This window comes from Haloferax sp. KTX1 (genome assembly GCF_902410085.1).
GTDB lineage: Archaea > Halobacteriota > Halobacteria > Halobacteriales > Haloferacaceae > Haloferax > Haloferax massiliensis.
On record NZ_CABPRH010000015.1, the window covers coordinates 44,641 to 63,736 of the forward strand.

A 19,096-nucleotide genomic window follows, 5' to 3' on the forward strand; every position below is an offset into this window, starting at 1 on the left:
AAATGCAAGAGAAGCGTGAACAGGTGTATGGTGACTTGTATGAATGGCGCGAGTAAGACGCGCGCCCATTTCCCTGGTTGTTGGAGACTTATCAAACAGTGATTTGGCAACCGCTACTCCGCGACCGTAGCAGATAAAGGATTCAGGTGAGATGTCCTCTCTATGACTCTCTCGCTGGACGAATTGGACTCTCACTTATTCAAGTGCGCGGACATTATTCGCGACGCCGTCGACTCGACTGACTACAAGGAGTTCATCCTCCCGCTCGTTTACTACAAGACCATCTCGGACAATTTCGAGGTTCAGTACGAGCAGTACGCCGAGGAGTACGGCGAAGAAAACGCCCGCCGTCCGGCTCTCTACGACACACCCATCGTCCCAGAAGGCTATACGTGGGACGACCTCCGTGCCGTCAACGAGAACGTCGACCAGGCGATCAACGAGGCCTTCGACGCGCTCCGAGAGGAGAACGACGGTGAGATCGAGGGCGTGTTCCGTGCTGATTACGTGGCCGCTGACGCGCTCAACGACGACCGCCTCTCAAAGCTCATTGAGCACCTGAGTACCCACGACCTTGACACTGAGAGCGTCCCTCCGGACATGCTCGGCGAGGCGTACATGGACCTCGTCCGCCATTTCGCCGAGGAGGAAGGCAAGTCGGGCGGCCAGTTCTTCACCCCGCCGCACATCGTCGAGCTAATGGTGCGCCTCGTTGAGCCGTTCGAGGACGGCGACACCTTCCACGACCCGACGGTGGGTTCTGGGGGGATGCTCATCGAAGCCGCCCGACACTACCGCGAGGAACAAGACGGCGACCCGTCGAAGCTCACCTTCACCGGCCAGGAGATCAACCCCGACATCGCGGCTATCGCCAAGATGAACCTCTCGATCCACGGGCTCAACGGCCGCATTGAGCGTGAGGACTCACTCCTGCGTCCGCAGTTCACCGAAGGTGACGAACTTCAGCGGTTCAATTACGTCCTCGCCAACTTCCCGTTCTCGGCTGACTGGGCAAAGGACGAGCTCCAGGACGATCCGTACAGCCGCTTCGGGTGGCACGAGAAACTCCCACGAGCTGATCGCGGCGACTACGCGTTCATCATGCACATGGCGGAGCAACTGAAAGACCCCGCCGTCGACGGTGAGGGAGGACAGGCGGCCATCGTCATACCTCACGGCGTCCTGTTCCGCAAACACGAGAGTAAATACCGGGAGCCGATGCTGGAGAACGACATGGTTGAGGCCATTATCGGTCTTCCGGAGAATCTATTCCAGAACAATTCGATTCCCTCCGCGGTCCTCCTACTAAACACAAACAAGCCCGCGGAACGAAAAGACGAGGTACTGTTCGTCCATGCCGCTGACGAAGCGTTCTACCGCGAACTCTCGAATCAGAACGAGCTCACCGCGGATGGGATGGACCACATCGACGTGAACGTCTCGGAGTGGAAGACCGAGGAACGGGTGAGCCGGTCGGTGTCGCTTGATGAGATTCGAGAAAACGATTACAACCTGAACGTCGCACTCTACGTCGATACGACCGAGCCGGAGGAAGACATTGACGTACAGGAAGAACTCGGAAAACTACGCGAGTTACAGGCCGAGCGCGACGAGATAGAAGCGCGTATTGATGGCCATATGGAGGCGCTGAACTATGAGTGAGGAAGTCGCACTGGACGAGGTTCAGAGTGAATCAGAGGACGAACAAGGCCAAAAGTGGCAAAAAGTGCGGCTTGGGGACGTCTCCCGAAAACGGTCGGAGAACGTTGACCCGCAGGAGGTGAACTTAGATAGGCACGTTGGACTTGAACATATCGACCCCAGTACGCCGTACCCGGAGTGGGAATCGGTTGACGGCCTATCGAGCACCAAACGACGTTTCGAGGCTGGGGATATTCTGTTCGCAAAACTCCGGCCCAACCTTGAAAAATCCGCCCAACCTGACTTTGAAGGGGTTGCTTCGACTGACATATTCCCTATCGTTGCGGAAGAAGGAGTCAACTCGAAGTACCTGCTGTACAGATTGAGTTCTAAACCAGCCTACGACCACGCCCGACGTACCTCCGCTGGTACCCGTATGCCACGCACCTCTTGGAACCTCTTCAGCAACTTCGAGTTCGACCTTCCACCACTTGAAGAACAACGTCGAATCGCCACAGTACTTCAAGATGTTGACCAATCGATTCAGAAAACCGAGGAAATCATCGAACAAGCGACTCGGGTAAGGAAAGGGATAATGCAGGACCTATTTCGATACGGGTTAAATGAAAGCGGAGAACTCCGTGGTTCCGCCGAGGGTACCGAACCGTACCGGAAGACCAAGTACGGCGAAATTCCCGAGAGTTGGGATGTTATTGCATTAAGCCAACTCGTCCCTGAAGACGCACCTATTGTCTACGGAATATTGAAGCCCGGCGACCATCAGCCAGATGGTATCCCTGTTGTGAAGGTGAAAGACATTCACAATGGGGAAGTAAAGCAGAGGGATATTCTTCACACATCCCAGGAGATACACGAAGACTTCAAGCGAGCCGAGTTGAGGGAGGGCGACTTGTTATTCACTATCCGGGGAACCGTCGGTAGGATGGCCTTCGTCCCGGAAAGTTTGGACGGGGGGAACATTACGCAGGATACGGCCCGTATCCGAGTCACGGGGGCTAACCCTCGATTCATTCGGTACTTCTTCGAGACAGAAACACCGAACAACTACTTCGAGAGGAACACTATCGGACAGGCTGTTCAAGGAATCAATTTGGAAGACCTTCGAGAAGTACCCGTTCACCTCCCTCCCGAAGAAGAACAAGATCGAATTGTCGAGATAATTGATCACCACTCCAAGAAACTCCGGAACGAGCGTGATTACCTACAACGACTTCAGCGCTTCAAACAAGGTCTCATGCAAGATCTTCTCTCTGGAACTGTCCGTACTACCGACACAAACATAGCAGTCCTCGACGAAGTCCTCCAACATGGCTGACCTCCCGACCGAAGGTGGCGTCGAACGCTCGATACTTTCGTGGCTCGACGCCCACGGTTGGGACACACACGGTATCGATGGTGGAAACGGCGCGAAGGCGCTCGACGAGGAGTACAATCGCACCAGTACCGAGGTTGTCTACTGGAATCTCCTCGCTGAACAAGCCATCAGACTCAACCGGGACATCCGCGAGGACAACGTCGACCGCTTCCTGAACTCGGTGAAGCGCGATCTCGACCATGACAACCTGATGGATGGCAACCGAGAGTTTACCGAAATTCTTCGGAAGGGGAAGAAGTTCACCGTTGACCAGAAGCACAACGGCACAAAGACGATTTACGCCGATCTCATCGACTTCGAGCAACCGGAGAACAACGTCTTCCACGCCGTCAACCAGTTTCAGGTCTCGCGTATCCACACGATACGCCCGGACGTTACTCTGTTCGTCAACGGAATCCCGCTGGTCCAGATGGAACTCAAGTCGCTCGCACAGGACAACGACTACTACGACGCGATTACGGATCTCCATGGCTACGAGGCCAAAGTTCCGCGGTTGTTCGTGCCCGCGCTCATGAATGTTGCCGCTGACACCACGGAACTCCGCTACGGGGCTGTCGGGGCTGCACGGGAGTTCTACATGCCGTGGAACGATGCGCCCGAACAGTATCGCGACGCCAACCGGATGAAGCAGGCTGTTCAAGCCCTGTTCAACCACGAGACCCTACTCGATCTCCTCAAACACTTCGTCTTCTACGAGCGCAAGGCCGGCAAGGATGTCAAGATCATTCCGCGGTATATGCAGTACTACGCGGTCAAGTGCGTCCTCCGGCGGGTGGCTGGTGGCAATCACCGAGAAGGGCTTATCTGGCACACCCAAGGGTCGGGGAAGTCGTTCACGATGCTCTACACGGCGAAGAACCTCCTCGAACGGGAGGTGATGGATGCGCCTCAGATCTTCGTCGTCGTCGATACGGACAAGCTGAACTCCCAGATGCGCGACCAACTGGCGAACCTCTCGTTCGACCGCTGGACGGAAGCGTTCACTATCGACGACCTGGAGGAGAAGATCGCCGCTGGCAAGAGCGAGCTCGTGGTCACGACGATCCAGAAATTCCAGGACGTCGATCCTGATGTTCAGTCCAATGACGAGGCGGTCGTGATGAGCGACGAAGCCCACCGATTCCTTGAGAAAGACCTGGGGAGCCGTCTCGATGCAGCACTCCCGAACGCCTACCACTTCGGTTTCACAGGGACTCCTGTCCGCGAGGGTGAACGCGAGGCCGACAGAAACACCTTCCGCGAGTTCTCGCCAGAGGGAGAGGAGTACCTCCATCGCTATTCGATCAAAGCCGGTATCGAGGACGAACTCATTCTCCCGGTCTACTTCACGCTCCGCCACGACATGGACTGGGACGTTGACGAGGCTGGGCTCGATGAGGAGTTCGATGAAGCGTTCGCTCGGATGAGCAAGGATGAGAAGCTCGAGTTCATCCAGGACAACGTCACGAGTCAGATGCTCGCGGAGATCGAGCCGCGTGTCGATTGTGTTGTCGACGAGATCCTCGACCATTTCGCGGGTGTAGACAAGAATGGCTGGAAAGGGATGGTCGTCACGCCGAGTCGAACCTCAGCCGCGATGTACGGTGAGAGGCTGGTGGCAAGTCTCGGTCAGAGTGCTGTCGAAGTCCTGTACACCGCGCGGACTGGCGACGACGAACTCGTTCGACAGTTCCACACGGAGAGCGAAGAACGCGATAAGATCGTCAAAGCGTTCAAAGAGGATGACGAGCCCAAACTCCTCGTGGTACACAACATGCTACTCACGGGCTTCGATGCGCCCATTCTCAAGACGATGTACCTCGACCGCAACATCAAGAATCACACGCTGATGCAGGCCATCGCTCGAACGAATCGGCCAGCCGAGGGGAAAGAGAACGGGGAGATCGTTGACTTCCAGGGCGTGTTTGAAAACATCGACGACGCACTCGATTACGACGAGGAGACGAAAGCCTACGCAGCCCAAGATCGCAAGGAGCTGTTCGAGAAGTTGGAAAAACAGCTCGACGTAGTCCTCGACATCTTCGACGGTATCCCGCGGACAAATACGCAGGAGACGATCGACCAGTGTTTGGCTCGGGTCAGTACACATCCTCAAAAGCGTGAGTTCAAACAAGGATTCCGTCGGCTTCAAGACCTCTATGAATCCGTTTCTCCTGACCGTCGGATTGTCGAAGAAGGACTGCAAGAGGACTATAAGTGGCTCGTTCGGGTTCACACGGCCTTCCAGCGACACAACAACCGCAAGGATCGGCCCGAAGACGAGATGCGTGAGAAGACGAAGGAAATCATTGAGGAACATGTCGACATCGACGACATCAAGCGAGATTACCCGGTGTACGAGATCGGCGAGGAGCACCTCGAAGCCATCGAGAAGATGGATAACGATGCTGCGAAGGCGACCAACATCGCGCACGCAACCCGTGAGTTCCTCCAGTCCCGCCAGGGCCAGAACCCCCACTACAAACGACTCAGTGAACGGGTAACCGCGATCGTTGAAGATTGGCAACAGGGGAACCGAGGCGACCCAGAAGCTGTAGAGGCGCTCAAAGCCGTGGAGAGATCGGTTCTTGAGGTCGAACAGGAGGCTGAGGAACGAGGGATGAACGACGCGGAGTTCGCGATTTACGCCGAACTCACCGAGAAACAGGCCGACAGCATCGAATCTGACGAGCAAGCCGAATCCATTGCTCGGGAAATCGTCGCCGAGTTCGAGGACCGAGTCGACACTGGGTACGAAGGATGGGAAGCGAACGACCGGACGGTCCAGACGATTGAACTCGTGTTACTTGATGTCCTGATTAAGAGATACAGTATCTCGGAGCTCGTGAATGACCAGTTCATCGACGCTGTCCGGATGTACCTCATCAAGAACTATGTCGAGTGAAGCCCGATCAGCGACGCTCATCGGCACCGAAGTCGGATACAAGGTCCGCAAGAGCGCAGATGCCACTCAACCACGGATTGACATCGACATTCGCGGTGTAGTCGTCGTTCTCCCTGAAGACGCTGAAATTGACCCAGAGGAACTGCTGCGCGAGAACGCTTACTGGGTCCTTGACAAGCAGGATAAATACCAAACGTACCGAGAGCAAGCTCCCGACCGACGCTTCGAACCTGGTGAACGATTCCCCTATCTCGGTGAGACTCACGAGCTTGTTGTGGAACCACGTCAGAAATCAGAAGTGGTTGATGGCATGATCCGACTCCGACGTAGTGCGGTCGCTCAGTCCTCAGTCAAGCGAGCTTTGGAGAATTTCTACAGGCGTGAGGCCAGAGAATACCTCACTGATCGAGCAGACCATCACGCCGACGAGATAGGTGTAGAGTACGGAAAGATCGAGATTCGTAATCAACGGACGAAATGGGGGAGCTGTTCAACTACTGGGACACTTGGGTTCAACTGGCGGCTGATGATGGCTCCACCTGAAGTGATTGACTATGTTGTCGTCCACGAACTCACCCATCTTCGGGAACAGAGTCACAGCCCGAAATTCTGGAGTCTTATAGAGCAGATACTTCCACAGTACCACGAATCAGTGAAGTGGTTAGATCAAAATAGCACGAAACTGATCTTCGACAAGAGCGATTTGTAACTTCGATCTTGTCGTTGAGTTGGGTTTGTGAAATGCTAATTGTCCCCATGATTTATGATGTATAGATAACACTGATCTGTTAGATACATCTCAGGTGCTTCAATGGAGGTGCTTATCGACACGAACGTGTTCATCCAGCGAGAAGGAGACTGGACCGTCCCCAAACCGCTTCAAGAACTCGAGAACCTCCTGAAGACGGAGGGTCACACGATTCTCGTTCATCCGTTGTCGAAACAGGAGATTCGAAACTACGAGAACGATGAACGCCGGGAAACAGCTGAGTCGAAGATCGCAACATACGCCGAATTGGGGTTTCCGTCGTATCCAGACTCCACGTCGACGGCGTTCCGGGCACACGTCCCAGATGGAGCGGACTTCAACGAGCAAGTCGACAATGCGTTACTCTACGCTGTGTTCGAGGAGCGCGTCGACGTCCTCATTACAGAAGACAAGGGGATGCACCGGAAAGCCGACGATCTCGATATTGGTGAGGAGGTACTGAATGTTGATCAGGCCAGGAACCGATTCAGAGAGGAGCAAGCAGCATACCAGGGTCCGCCCTCTATCCAGAAAAAGCAAGTTGGCGATCTCGACGTAGATGATCCGATCTTCGATTCACTGAAAGCGGAGTACGATTTTCGGAGTTGGTTCGAGTCGATACCCGATGAACGCGATGCCTATGTGAACTGGAACAGTGATGACTCGCTTGGTGCGGTCCTGATCCTAAAGCCGAATGAGGCGGAGTCTGTCGGGAGCAAGCCAGAACTCGGGAAGCGAGACCGGTTGAAGATCTGCACGCTCAAAGTGGCCGCAGATCGACGCGGCTCGAAGATCGGTGAACTCCTCGTTAGTATCTCGATCCGAGAGGCGATTCAACACGAATTGGAGGAGGTGTACCTCACTCACCACATCAATTCAGATGACTACCTCGTCCAGCTTATTTCCCAATACGGCTTCAAACTGGCCTCACGAGAATCTGACGGCGAAGGTGTCTTCGTAAAACGCCTCACGCCAGGACCGGGCGACGACCCAGATCCACTGGAAGTGAATATTCGGTTCTATCCCAGTTTCTATGACGGCGAGGAGGTTGGCAAATTCCTCGTTCCTATCAAGCCCCAGTTTCACAGCCGTCTGTTCCCGACGTACGAAAAGCGCCAACCCAAGCTTTCGGAGTTCTCTGGACAATTCCTCACAGAGGGAAACGCGATTAAGAAGGCGTACCTCTCACACGCGAATACGCGGAAAATCGAACCAGGCGATCTCTTGCTATTCTACCGATCGAATGACCACAAGGAACTCACATCGCTCGGGGTCTGTGAACGAGTAGAGTACGGCGTTACTGATGCAGCTACTGTGGTAGAACTCGTCGGTAAGCGGTCTGTGTTTACTACGCATGAGATCAAAGAGATGGTAGAATCTCCGACCACAGTGATACTGTTCAAGTGGCACTTCGATTTGGACAACCCCCTCCACTACCAAGTGTTGCTGAATGAGGGTGTTTTATCGGGACCACCTCAGACGATCCAAGAAGTTGATGACGCAAGCTATCAGTACATCCGCAAGAAAGGGAGCATAGATGAACGTTTTACTATCTATTAAACCGGAGTTCGCCGAGAAAATTCTCGACCAAGAGAAGCGGTACGAGTTCCGGAAGACTCGGTTCCAAGATCCCTCCCGTATCGAAACGATCTATCTGTACGCATCTTCCCCAGTCCAAGAGATCGTGGGATCGTTCTCCTTGGACGAGGTTATCGAAGGCCCGCCGGAACAGCTCTGGCAAGACTTTGGCGCTGTATCCGGTATTGACGACCGCTCCCGATTTATGGACTATTTTGGAGACGCGGATACAGGGTATGCGATCGAGGTAGATAGTACAAGCCGTTTCGAGCGATCTATCGATCCCCGTCAACATATCGATGACTTTCGACCACCTGTTTCATTCCAATATCTGCGGGATGAACACGACTTTCTCATAGACTATTCCCCACCCAGATCCGGGAGTGACTAAAGCAGGTGATCTCAAGCTGGTTTCTCAATAACGCATCACTCACGGGATGTCGTATTGCTCGCAGGTGACCGATCCGCTCTCGATGGTCAGTAACCACGCAACCCGATCAACAGGATCGTTGTTAGTGCTCATTCGTTCGGACGCTCCGGTGTACATCACTCCAATACTTTCCCAGTCTATTCGCGTTGCATCGTGGTGATGGCCTGAAACAACGAAGTCGAACTGGTTACCAAAGCGTCGCTGAACTTGACTGAGATCGACGCTCTTTGGGCCGCGACCAGAAATCTGCTCGAGTGTCTGATGCAAAACTAAGATCCTAACCGATTCACGAATCGAGTCGGGGAACGTGAGACGGCTCCACGGAATGTTACCCTCGGCATAGTGGTCGATGCCAAAAAGGCGAATACCAGGCCCAACAGAAACCCCGTGCGTGTCGAGGTTGAACACCAGCGGCCCATCTCTGTCTTCGAGTACTTCATCACCCGCTGACGCTGAGTGATTCCCACGTACGTAGTAGAACGGAATATCGGCCTCTGCTAACGGTGCAAAGACAGTGAGATCAACGAGTTTCGCTTGTACTGGTGTCGCAGTGTCGTGGAAGATGTCGCCGACGTGGACAACTGCATCAACCCTACGTTCGATGCCGTACTCAACAGCCGTACTGAACGCATCAATCGGATTGATCGTCTCACCAGTCCGTGGATGTTTCGTCCGGCCAACGTGCGTGTCGCCGATGACGAGGATTCGAGTATATTCATTAGCTGACCCAAGCGGTTCAATGCGTGTTCGTTTACTCGGGGCCAGTTCGAGATCGTATCCGCCGCCGCCCTTCTGTACTTTGCAGCGGGAGACTTGGTATCGATATTTCGTCTTCCAGTCAACCGGGATTTCTGCACCCTCGTAGTCGATAAGCCGTAGCGGGTTTCCAGCGGTATCGACGAGAGACACCACCGCCCGACGTGACTTCCCCGCGTTCCAATCGACTGCAGTAACCTCGACAATCAACGGGCCGGGGAGGGACCGCCCTGGGGAAAGGTCATCAACCGTAACCAACCAATGTCACCAGCCTACCAGATTAGCGTTTTCAGTAAGACGATGTCGGTTCACTGTCGACGGTCAGGCCCAAGCGCATCTGTATAAAATGACGATTCCTATCAGTAATATTCCTCCAATTGACTATACTGCATCTGGGTTAAGCTGTCATATGATAGAGTCAGTTGGTATGGATTTATCGCTCACCCAGTGCCTCAAGTAGTAACAATCCGTTCTCAGTAATCTTGTATGTCTTCTTCCCGCGTCCACTCTCCTGTTCGTCAACCAACTCAACCATTCCAGCCTCCTGAAGATCTTGGAGATGGTTGTATACGCCGCCTTTAGAGATGTTGAGCTCGTCGGCGATCTGATACCCGTGCTTTGATTCGCCAACGACTTCGAGCAAAATCCGGAGTTTCGTGTCTCCGATAAGACTCATCGACCAAAAATCCTAACCGATAGGATAAGTGGTATATAAACGATTTTTGAACCGATTTAGATTTTAGATCGGTACGAAATATTTACCCATAAGGGTACGACTGAGGCTCTGTGAAAGTCTACGAAACCAACGACAGTGAGATACCGTCAGCAGTGACTGCACTTTCCCGAGATGCAATTCGACCCGAGTCTGCACTGGAGTCAATCCTTCACGAGAATCCAACGCTAATTCTGGATGAACAACTTCTCGTTATTGGACGGCAAGTTCGTCTGGGCTCCGGTGTCGCCGATCTCATCACGCTTGACGAGTTCGCAAACGTCGTCGTGATCGAAGTGAAGATCGGTCGGTCGGGTTCCGGCTCGGCGAGTGAGGAGACGATACTCTCCCAGCCACAGGCGTACGCAAGCTCTCTGAGCACCTATGACTACGACGCTCTGGACGCTCTTTACCACGATTACCAAGCGCGGCTGGAGAGCGGCGACTGGGACGTAGCCGGGGACTCCGCTATTGGTGGCACTCTCCAGACATCTGTTGAAGCCGAGTTCGGGAAAGAGATCGATGAACACGAGTACAACACCGAGCAGCGGATGGTGGTCGTGGCCGAGGAGATCACTCAGGCGACCGCTGCTAACGCGCGGTTTCTACTTGAACAGGGCTTGCACTTCCAGTGTACGGAGGTGCAGCGGTTCTCTCCACCAGACGATGAGGACGATGATCACTCGCTATTGACGAGTTCTGTCGTCGTAGATTATGAACTGTCCCGCGTGCGACCGGCCAGTCGTGGAAATCCCACGTATCCCAAGCTCGTCGCGCCGATTGTCGAAGCGATCTTTCCCTCTATTCGGAGCACTGTTCAGGCTGAGACGCTCAGTGACGCGTTCCCGGGCGGTCTCGACACGCGCGGGCCGGAACTCCAATCTCAGCACCCCGACCATCCCGGTGGCGTTGTCTACACTCTCGCTGCGAAACCGGATCAAGACAAAGTCACGGTCACAATCGACAATCTCGACGACAACCCGAACGTCGTCGACGAAATCCAAGCCCACGAGGAGCTATTCACCGAGAATGGCTTCACCGTCAAAGACAACAAACGCTATCGGCTCGTTGAGAAGCAGTGGTCTGTCGAGAGTGCTGGCGAAGTCCGTGACCGCTCGGCGGAGATCGGTGAGCAGTTCGCGAAACTGGTACAGTCAGGACACGAGATATTGATCGGGACAGATGCCGATACCCGAGTCAAGGAGGAGAGTTAGAGATGGTCAAGCACAAAATAATACAACCCGGGAAGACCAAACGTGGTAAGCACCCGAACCTCTCGAAGAAGATTAGGATGGCGGAGGAGCAAGGCTACAGTGTTGTTACCACGGTGTCGGTGAAGGGGACCACCACTGAGATCATCATGGTCAAGGACGACGAATAGCCTGAGAGCAGACATGCCATCAAAAACGTGTGTCCGTGTAAGAGGCCCGAGGTTCGTTGAACACTCAAAAAACAGCTTTAGGGGACGTCTGTCGGGAGGGGGCTCAGTACCGCTCTGTTGGCCTCACGTTGAGGCTGCTGGATCTAACCGGATTTCTGCGCTGTGTCCCGCACGATTACCGTGGTGCATATCTCTCTCTACAGGATAGCGTTTCCGCCATAACCCACGCGTTCTCCCACCCCTATCATCGAAGGACCCACTTTGTTTGAGTGTCCTTAGGTTACGAGCGCACGCCCCCGCTCTACGAGGGATTAGGAAATTATGGGGGTGGTCTGTGGGTTGTTGTACTCATTCAATGCACGAAAGGGACGGTTCGACCAATCCACGGTAGATCGGTCGCCCAGTTTCCGTCCTATTTCCCAGAGGGGGATAGCGTAAGCTATCCGGCGTCAGTAACCTCCCCAGGTCACGTCCTCTGTGGGGTTCTAAATGAACCCCATATGAAAGTAGGTGCCAAACAAGTATTATTGATCTGTTATCGGTAAGAGAAACAATCTCTGGAAAGAGACAATGTGGTCTAATAACGCCTCTGGTGGCATTTGAGTTCCAGTCTGATTGTTCATTTGTTTCTCAATGGTAATGCATACTACCAGTCTACGACACCCGGCGCGGCTGGGCTTCTTCAGTGGTTGTCCCTGTTCGTAGACGGTCCGTAGACAGCAAAACCGACATACTGGGCGGAGTTCTGTTCCGATTGTCTACGCTTCTACGGTCAAAAAAGAGAAAAAGTAGTTTGGGTAAAAGCACACTCCATAGTGAGAGGGAAAAGAGAGTGTGTGATCATAGCTGGAATAGAATCCGACGATTTTCTCGAGGTCCGTAGACAGTATCGACCGAAGTAGCCAGCGTCTATCGGTTTGCCAGTCTACGCTTGTCTACGATGTCCTAAAAACGCCAGGTGGAGTGTTCGTTAGCGATACTCCGGGAGGAGATGGACCGAACCGAACGCACGGACACTCTTGCGCTCGCCATCGTCAGTTCTGACTTTCTTGACCCCATGCTCACCCTCGCGATCAAACCGTTGCTTGATGTACGCGGTGAGTTGCTTTTGGGCGACTGGGGAGGTTGGCATGTCCTCCATGAACCGACGGTATGCATCATAGATCGTTGCAGTCGGAGTCACGGTTTCAGCGGGATCTTCGACCAAACACGCTCGACAGAACATGTCGAGCGGGTTCGAGTACGAGTACCACTGTTCACGGACTTCTTCCGGACTCAATTGATTGGTGAAGATACCGTTGTTCTCGATCAAGCGTTGGAGCCCATCAACAGCCCATACAAGGATACCCTCGATCTCATTTTCGAGTTTATCATTGAGCCGCGGATCAGCGTTCGGGTTGCCGTCGTCAGGATCAAGCGTGAACCTCCGAGGGAATGTTACCAAGAGCCACCGACGGTAGAACGCCTCTTGATTAGTATCAACCTCAGGAATCTCGTTCGCGGCGAACAGGAGCTTCGCGGTGTTTTTGTGATCGTATGGATCTCCATATTTTTGCTCGACCTGAAACGCATCTCCACCGGTCATGTTCTTGAACATGGAGATCGCTTCGATTTTCCCACCTTCGATGTCGGCATTGATGTTCGCCAACTTACCCTCAAGTCGATAGGCGGTGAACCGTTCACCTGCAAGCTCGGACAGGTCAGCGTTCATCACGTTGTCATGCCCGAGCATTGTCTCCAGCGTATCGAGGAACACAGACTTCCCGTTTCGCCCTTGTCCCAAGAGCATCAAAGCCTTCGCGTATGGGTATTCACCTCGGTAGAGACAGTAGCCTGCGTACTCTTGGATCATCTTCTGCTTCCCAGGTTCGACAGATTCCCGGATGAATTTCTCCCAAGTGGGACACTTGGCATCTGGATCGTAGTCCCACGGAACAATCGTTGTTGCGTAGTCCTCTGGCCGGAGCTCTCGCACGATTTCTCCTGCTTGGAGATCGAACAGTCCATTGTTCAGTGCGATGTACCCGCCGTTGAGTCCCAGATCAGCGGTGGAGACGTTCGTCGCGTCTTCTACCTTGAGGTACTGCTTGGTGACCATGTTCGTCACGCTTGGGGCGCTATGTCGTCCAAGCAACCGATTCAGTGACTTTGCGACTGTAGTTTCACCATCCGGAATCCAGGTGCCGTTTTCGTAGCATAGGAGATCGCCTTCTGACGGTTGCTCCTCAGCAATACCTCGGACATGGATGTTCTCTTTAATCCAGTTGTAGGCGTGCATCGCTCTTTCCCGGTCGTCCATAGCGTCGAGGTTGAGTTCCTCAGCGAACTCACGGGCTGACAGATCCGAAATACTCCCTTCGTCGTCGTTGGTTGCACTCTTGGCGGAGGTGATGCTGGATTCGATAACCTCGTCAACTAAGCTCTCGAACCGTGTCTTCCGCATTTCGACACCACGCCAGTTGATGGTCTCCATTACAGACTCGTAGCTGAAGTCGTATTCCAGTGGTTCGTGCTTCCACTGTGCGAGTGTATCCCGCGACTGTTGGTTTTGGAGGAGGACATGGGGCTTACCGTCGTTGTTATCGAGCGTCTGGAGGACCTCGTCTTTAGTGAGCAGTTCGTCGTCTGGTGCGCCGTTGGACTGTGTCATGTGAATATATCCTTGGGCGCTGCTATTCCAGCCGCAGCGGACCGGGATTCACAGTCACGACCGAAAAGCGTTAGATGCTTGGTGACCTACTACATACCGTAGGAGCGGTATTCGCCGTTCAATGTGAACCCATTCAGTTCAATTCAGTTGGAGGGTCGCTCCTTCAGGCCTTTTGTAGGAGATACTCAACAGTGGCGTCGTAGTTGGGGAACTCCATTTCATCACGGAGTTCAGCCAATCTATCGCGCCGTGCCTTGTCCAAGCTGACCGTTGTGATCTCCATTGTAAGCGACCTATCCAAAAGGACGGACTATCTATTAATAAGCATTTCGTGAAAATGCAGTAAACGGACTCTGTGGGGTCTGTATGTACTAAGTCTATTTAATAATGTTTGAAAACAATCATGGGTGGCTGGAGAGATGGTCTGTCAATAGAAGTCGCAGTTCGACTATTCAGGATCGTATTCGCGTATCATTTCCTGGAGCAATTCGTCGTATGTTTCACCGCCGCGCTTCAGTGACCGGAGCTCTTTGAGCGTTGCCCGTTGACACGGAATGGAGGTAAGGGTTGAGGTCATAGAGTCTATTGAAACATAATTTTTCTGTTATCATAGCTATTTCGGTCATTGTCGTGGAGATCTCAGAGAATATTCGCAGACATGCCACCAACACCGCTGGACGCTATATTCAACCGTTATAGGGGCCACTAATCACAGTCTGAAATTTCGATAGCCTCGTCAAGAATAGCGTCGACCTGGTCCGTAGACAATTGTCCAGAACCAGATATATGATTGATTTCTTCCCTAAAGCGAGCCAATTTACGAATGTCGTCGGGAGCAAGTTCCTTACCAGAATCAAGGAGATCCAGTATTGCTCGCCACTTCTGATATGCGACGAACTTCGGCGAGAGAACGAACTCCGGTGCTTCGTATTCCGCCAGAAAGCCATCGAGTAGTTCAACCAATCTCCGACAGTCCCCGCGACTCGAAAGCACCCACGTGTAGCCCTTACTGTGGCGATTGACGGTACCGATGTTGTACAGGGCTTGTTGTCCTTCGAGCAGCGCACGACTAAACTCACCCATCGTGACGCTGAACTTTGGTCCGAAGTCGACATTGTACTGGTACCGGTCGTCATTACGGATCGTCACGAAGAACGACCCTTCACCGACAATCAGCCCAACTGTGTAACCGAGCTCGTGCGGCGGAACAGTGCTCATTAACGGTCCTCGAGATCGAACTGTTCTGCGAGCGAACGATACTCGACAGGGCTTCCCTCAAGTAGAACGTCGAGAGATTTCGCGGGCTCAACGGAGACCAATACTCCCCTAACTCGATCTTCGCCTCCATAGTCTTGGATTAGGTATTCCAAGCCCTCAACGCTGGTTGCGACCGCGTCCCTGTCTGATCGAGCATTTACCTCGACGAGGACAATGTTCCCATCTGCGTCCCGACCGACCAGGTCTGGCTTCGTATCTGTACTCCTCTGCGTCGGCCCCTGATCGATAACTTCGAAGCCCCCACCGATCACGGTCGGATGCTTACGGACGTACTGTGTCAGCTGCTGCGGTGAAGCCATGTGGCGACGGAGAACATGCGTCCGAACATCAGCGTAATCCGTGTCGGGGTCTTCGAGGAGTACCCGCAGTTCGGTATCGGTTAGGAACTCGTGTGACTCCAGCTTCGACAACGCTTCCTCCAGGACTTGCGCTCGCTGTGACTCCACAACCTCGACGTGTACGTCAACGGTGCGGTCAGGATAGTGCCGGTTGTATGTCTCGGAGATTCCATTCCAGAGTGCCGACTCAAAGTCCAGATCATCATCAGCGAGGATAGCCATTCGAAAGAGGAGAGCCAGTGAACGCTCATACGCATATTCGGGTGATAACTCGTCGGCCGTCACTGTCTGTCTGAGATCTCTGTCGTCCATGCGCTCGAATAGCAGGGACAAATCACGGAGTGTCGCTCGTAGCCGCTCACGCATCCGTTGGCGGACTTGGCGTGGGTTAGTGATGTCCGGTCGCTCGTCGCGGAGGTACGCGCGCTCACGTTCGGTGAGAAACCCCTGTGCTTCGCGTGGAACCATACCACCCGATAGAGCGCGAGGCTAATAGAATTAATGAATCGTAGTCTTACAGACATACGCTTTAAATAGTAATTAGATAGATTGATGCTATTTCGTTCTGTAGCGTGTGACATGTCGCGTAAGGAGATACACCGCCACGACCTGTCCACGAACGAAATAGTAACCCGCTATGCGACACTCGACATCGAGACATCGTCTGTCGATCCCGAGGAGGGGCAAACAGTCGCTATCGGCATCGGGACTGTCGATGTCCTTGACGGCGAGATGTCCGTGGATGTTCTCTCATACGGGAGCGCGCAGGGGAGCGAGAAAGCACTCATCAGGCGGGCGTTCACCAGAATCAATGAGTTCGAACCGTCCGCACTGGTGACGTTCAATGGGGAGTGGTTCGATCTGGACTTCCTGGACGGGAGAATCGAACGACTCGAGTTCGACCGGAAGCCCACACTTGAGTGTGCAGAACATCATCTCGATCTCTTTCTCCCACGGAAGCAGAAAGCAGAAACAGCGGGCGTAAAGTGGCCGAAGCTGGAAACCGTTCTCAGCTCGCACGATTTGTCGGTACCTGTGACTGAATGGCGAGGACAGGAGCTCACGAACACGCGTTTCGGTGAAGAACTCGCACCGGCGTATCTGGAATCTGTCCAACAGGGCAATGAGGCGCGAGTAGACGATCTGGAATCGGTGATCTACGAGTACACCGCGACAGACGTAGAGGCGAACATCGCCCTGTACGAAGCCGACGCTGGCCGACAATACGAGCCTATGTTACTGACTTGACACAGTCTCCGGTTCCGTTGAGCTTGCTATTTATGGTATCTTGGCCAGAAGTCCGCTACAAGTCATTGTATGAAAGAAGTGACTCTCATTCCGCCCGCTCAGCTTGACGAGTTGTACGGTCACGTCGAGCTCGATGAGATTCAGGACGTACTAACCGAGCTAAAGGAACTTCACGAGAAACTCCGAGCTTCAGAAGGCCAAATGGTATTAGATCTCACGGGAGACCTTGGCCGCAGTCGGAAAATGCTGGCTCGCAACAAACGCGACCTGATACAAGCAATTAGAGCATTTGAGAACGATTTCTCAGCAGGGAATTTCACCGATGAAGACGAGATTCTGAACGCGCTGATGGAGTTCAGTCGATCACTCCACAACTATCTGGCGATGGTACACTCAGTTCGTGATCACGCCTACCGAGTCCTCAATAAATTAGATGATGATGACCTACGGGACCAGTACACGACCAAGCTACAGGAGACAGGGTTGGCAAAGAGAGGGAGCTTTGTAGCTGATCTGCGGAACTACGTTCAGCACAGACGGGTGCCTGTTGTCACCGGTCGAATCCAGTCGCACGGAACAAACCAGATCATCTTTGACCGAGAGAAGTTAGCGACGTGGAATGATTGGAGTTCTGACGGTCAAGAGCGATTGATGGAGATGGAGGAGGAGTTTGAGATCGAAGACGAAATAGAGAGCTATCAGTCGATAAACGAGACGTTCTACGATTGGTTCATCAGCACCATCGGGGAACGGTATGTCGACGAAATAAAGGAAAGAGATGAGATCATCGAGGAGATTGTCCAAATTCAGCAGGACAAGCTCATCAATCGCTCCTGAACAGTTACCAGATCTGTTCGACGGCGGTCCCTCTCGTCTCGGCGTCCGAGTGCAGATACTTCATTGTCGAGTTGATGCTCTTGTGTCGGAGCTGTTCTTTGGCGTGGTGTGGGCCGACGTGATTCGCCCAGTAGGTCGCTACACCGTGTCGGATTGAGTACCAGCTAATGTCTTTGTGGTCCGGGACGGGGACGTTGCCTTCCTCAAGTAGACGACGGAGAATGTAGTTACAGGACTTCGAGCCATAGCGGGTACCGCGCTTGGTGAGCCAGAGCTCGTCCCTCCCGTCGTACTTCTCGTAGGTCTGGCGTTCTTCCAGCCAACGCTCGAGGACTGTTGCCGTCCGCTCTTTGAGTGTGCAGTTCCAGTGGGCGTTGTTCTTGGTCGACTCCTCTTTCGGGATGTTCAATTCGTTGTTCTGGAGGTTAGCCCAGTGGACCGTAGCACGGCCGACTTCGATGGGGCGGAGTCCGGTGTCCAGCGTCACCGCAATCATCGACGGAATCTTCCACGAGTTTGCCTGCTTGAACTCTCTCGGGCCAACCTCATCCTTGGGGATGCTCATCCGCTGCGAGAGGTACGTCTTGATGCGTTCGCGCTCCTCCGCGGTCATCCGCGTGTTGTGGTAGCTCTTTACCGAACTGTATTCGAGTGCGGCCTGGTAGAGCGGTTCGAACGCAGTCCGCCGGAGGTAATCGCGTTCATCGCCGTTTGCCTGACTCAGATCCGGTTTGGGCTCCCAGTCGTATTTCGTCCCCCGGACGTGGTTACTATACTTGAAGAACCGTTTGATCGCTTTCGCCGTGTGGAGAACACTGGAGTCGATCATGCCACTGGACCGGTCGAGTAGCTGAATGAATCGATCCGCGTGCGCGGGTGTGAGATTGGTCGTGTAGCGGTCTTCGTCAGTCCACAGCCACCTGAATGTCGTTTCGAGCTTGTAATGAGTAGACTGGAGAGTGCTTTCCGCCAGTCCCTTAGCGCGCTCAGGATTTTTGCCGTAAGAGCCGAGCCAGGTGAGCAAGTCCGTCTTGAAATCTCGGTAGTCGTCCACGATGTTGATGCCGAACGCTTCGAGGTCCTCGCGGGACCGTTTGCTCACCAGTGGGAAGTCGATTTCAACGGTCTCAGGCTCCGGATTCTGGGGAAGCTCAGTGGAGTCGGTGCCACCAGCTGCGGGTAGGTCGTCCAGTGGATCGTACTGGTACGTCATCCGCGC

The 19,096-nt window shown here is 53.6% G+C and carries 16 protein-coding genes; 10 read left to right on the forward strand and 6 right to left on the reverse strand.

Annotation, left to right across the window (positions count from 1 at the left end; all coding sequences use genetic code 11):
• Nucleotides 1–162 precede the first annotated feature (162 nt).
• From FY251_RS18375 to FY251_RS18400, 6 genes are all read left to right on the forward strand, one after another.
• Complete coding sequence (locus FY251_RS18375; protein ID WP_148416479.1) at nt 163–1,662, forward strand: class I SAM-dependent DNA methyltransferase; 1,500 nt, start codon at nt 163–165, stop codon at nt 1,660–1,662.
• On the forward strand, nt 1,655–2,977 hold the full coding sequence (locus FY251_RS18380; protein ID WP_148416480.1) for a restriction endonuclease subunit S: 1,323 nt from the start codon (nt 1,655–1,657) through the stop codon (nt 2,975–2,977). Before FY251_RS18375 ends, FY251_RS18380 begins: the two co-directional genes overlap by 8 nt.
• The gene (locus tag FY251_RS18385) at nt 2,970–5,921 is read left to right on the forward strand and encodes a type I restriction endonuclease subunit R (protein ID WP_148416481.1); all 2,952 of its coding nucleotides are present in this window, start codon (nt 2,970–2,972) and stop codon (nt 5,919–5,921) included. The genes FY251_RS18380 and FY251_RS18385 overlap by 8 nt, the downstream gene beginning before the upstream one ends.
• Nucleotides 5,866–6,630, forward strand: coding sequence for a M48 family metallopeptidase (locus FY251_RS18390; RefSeq protein WP_255516750.1), 765 nt, complete (start codon nt 5,866–5,868; stop codon nt 6,628–6,630). The genes FY251_RS18385 and FY251_RS18390 overlap by 56 nt, the downstream gene beginning before the upstream one ends.
• A 102-nt stretch (nt 6,631–6,732) precedes the next feature.
• Nucleotides 6,733–8,229 carry a GNAT family N-acetyltransferase gene (locus FY251_RS18395; protein ID WP_148416483.1) on the forward strand — a complete coding sequence of 499 codons (1,497 nt, stop codon included), beginning with the start codon at nt 6,733–6,735 and terminating at the stop codon, nt 8,227–8,229.
• Complete coding sequence (locus tag FY251_RS18400; RefSeq protein WP_148416484.1) at nt 8,207–8,638, forward strand: hypothetical protein; 432 nt, start codon at nt 8,207–8,209, stop codon at nt 8,636–8,638. The genes FY251_RS18395 and FY251_RS18400 overlap by 23 nt, the downstream gene beginning before the upstream one ends.
• A gap of 39 nt (nt 8,639–8,677) precedes the next feature.
• Here the strand turns inward: FY251_RS18400 and FY251_RS18405 are convergent, their stop codons facing one another.
• On the reverse strand, nt 8,678–9,586 hold the full coding sequence (locus FY251_RS18405) for a metallophosphoesterase (protein ID WP_187367447.1): 909 nt from the start codon (nt 9,584–9,586) through the stop codon (nt 8,678–8,680).
• 280 nt (nt 9,587–9,866) lie between these two features.
• Complete coding sequence (locus FY251_RS18410) at nt 9,867–10,109, reverse strand: helix-turn-helix transcriptional regulator (RefSeq protein ID WP_148416486.1); 243 nt, start codon at nt 10,107–10,109, stop codon at nt 9,867–9,869.
• 110 nt (nt 10,110–10,219) lie between these two features.
• On the opposite strand from FY251_RS18410, the gene FY251_RS18415 reads away from it, so the two are divergent.
• Nucleotides 10,220–11,359, forward strand: coding sequence for a hypothetical protein (locus tag FY251_RS18415; protein WP_148416487.1), 1,140 nt, complete (start codon nt 10,220–10,222; stop codon nt 11,357–11,359).
• A gap of 2 nt (nt 11,360–11,361) precedes the next feature.
• Nucleotides 11,362–11,526: a hypothetical protein gene (locus tag FY251_RS22680; RefSeq protein WP_187367448.1), complete on the forward strand. Its 165-nt coding sequence runs from the start codon at nt 11,362–11,364 to the stop codon at nt 11,524–11,526.
• A 970-nt stretch (nt 11,527–12,496) separates the two neighbouring features.
• Here FY251_RS22680 and FY251_RS18420 read toward each other — a convergent pair.
• The 3 genes from FY251_RS18420 to FY251_RS18430 form a co-directional block, all read right to left on the reverse strand.
• Nucleotides 12,497–14,176: a phage/plasmid primase, P4 family gene (locus FY251_RS18420; RefSeq protein WP_148416488.1), complete on the reverse strand. Its 1,680-nt coding sequence runs from the start codon at nt 14,174–14,176 to the stop codon at nt 12,497–12,499.
• A gap of 705 nt (nt 14,177–14,881) precedes the next feature.
• On the reverse strand, nt 14,882–15,394 hold the full coding sequence (locus FY251_RS18425) for an LAGLIDADG family homing endonuclease (RefSeq protein WP_148416489.1): 513 nt from the start codon (nt 15,392–15,394) through the stop codon (nt 14,882–14,884).
• Complete coding sequence (locus FY251_RS18430; protein ID WP_148416490.1) at nt 15,394–16,260, reverse strand: endonuclease NucS domain-containing protein; 867 nt, start codon at nt 16,258–16,260, stop codon at nt 15,394–15,396. Before FY251_RS18430 ends, FY251_RS18425 begins: the two co-directional genes overlap by 1 nt.
• Nucleotides 16,261–16,371: 111 nt before the next feature.
• On the opposite strand from FY251_RS18430, the gene FY251_RS18435 reads away from it, so the two are divergent.
• Both FY251_RS18435 and FY251_RS18440 read left to right on the forward strand, forming a co-directional pair.
• Nucleotides 16,372–17,040 carry a ribonuclease H-like domain-containing protein gene (locus FY251_RS18435; protein WP_187367449.1) on the forward strand — a complete coding sequence of 223 codons (669 nt, stop codon included), beginning with the start codon at nt 16,372–16,374 and terminating at the stop codon, nt 17,038–17,040.
• Between the two features lie 69 nt (nt 17,041–17,109).
• The gene (locus tag FY251_RS18440; protein WP_148416492.1) at nt 17,110–17,877 is read left to right on the forward strand and encodes a hypothetical protein; all 768 of its coding nucleotides are present in this window, start codon (nt 17,110–17,112) and stop codon (nt 17,875–17,877) included.
• A 4-nt stretch (nt 17,878–17,881) separates the two neighbouring features.
• Here the strand turns inward: FY251_RS18440 and FY251_RS18445 are convergent, their stop codons facing one another.
• Nucleotides 17,882–19,090, reverse strand: coding sequence for a site-specific integrase (locus tag FY251_RS18445; RefSeq protein WP_148416493.1), 1,209 nt, complete (start codon nt 19,088–19,090; stop codon nt 17,882–17,884).
• Between the last annotated feature and the right edge of the window lie 6 nt (nt 19,091–19,096).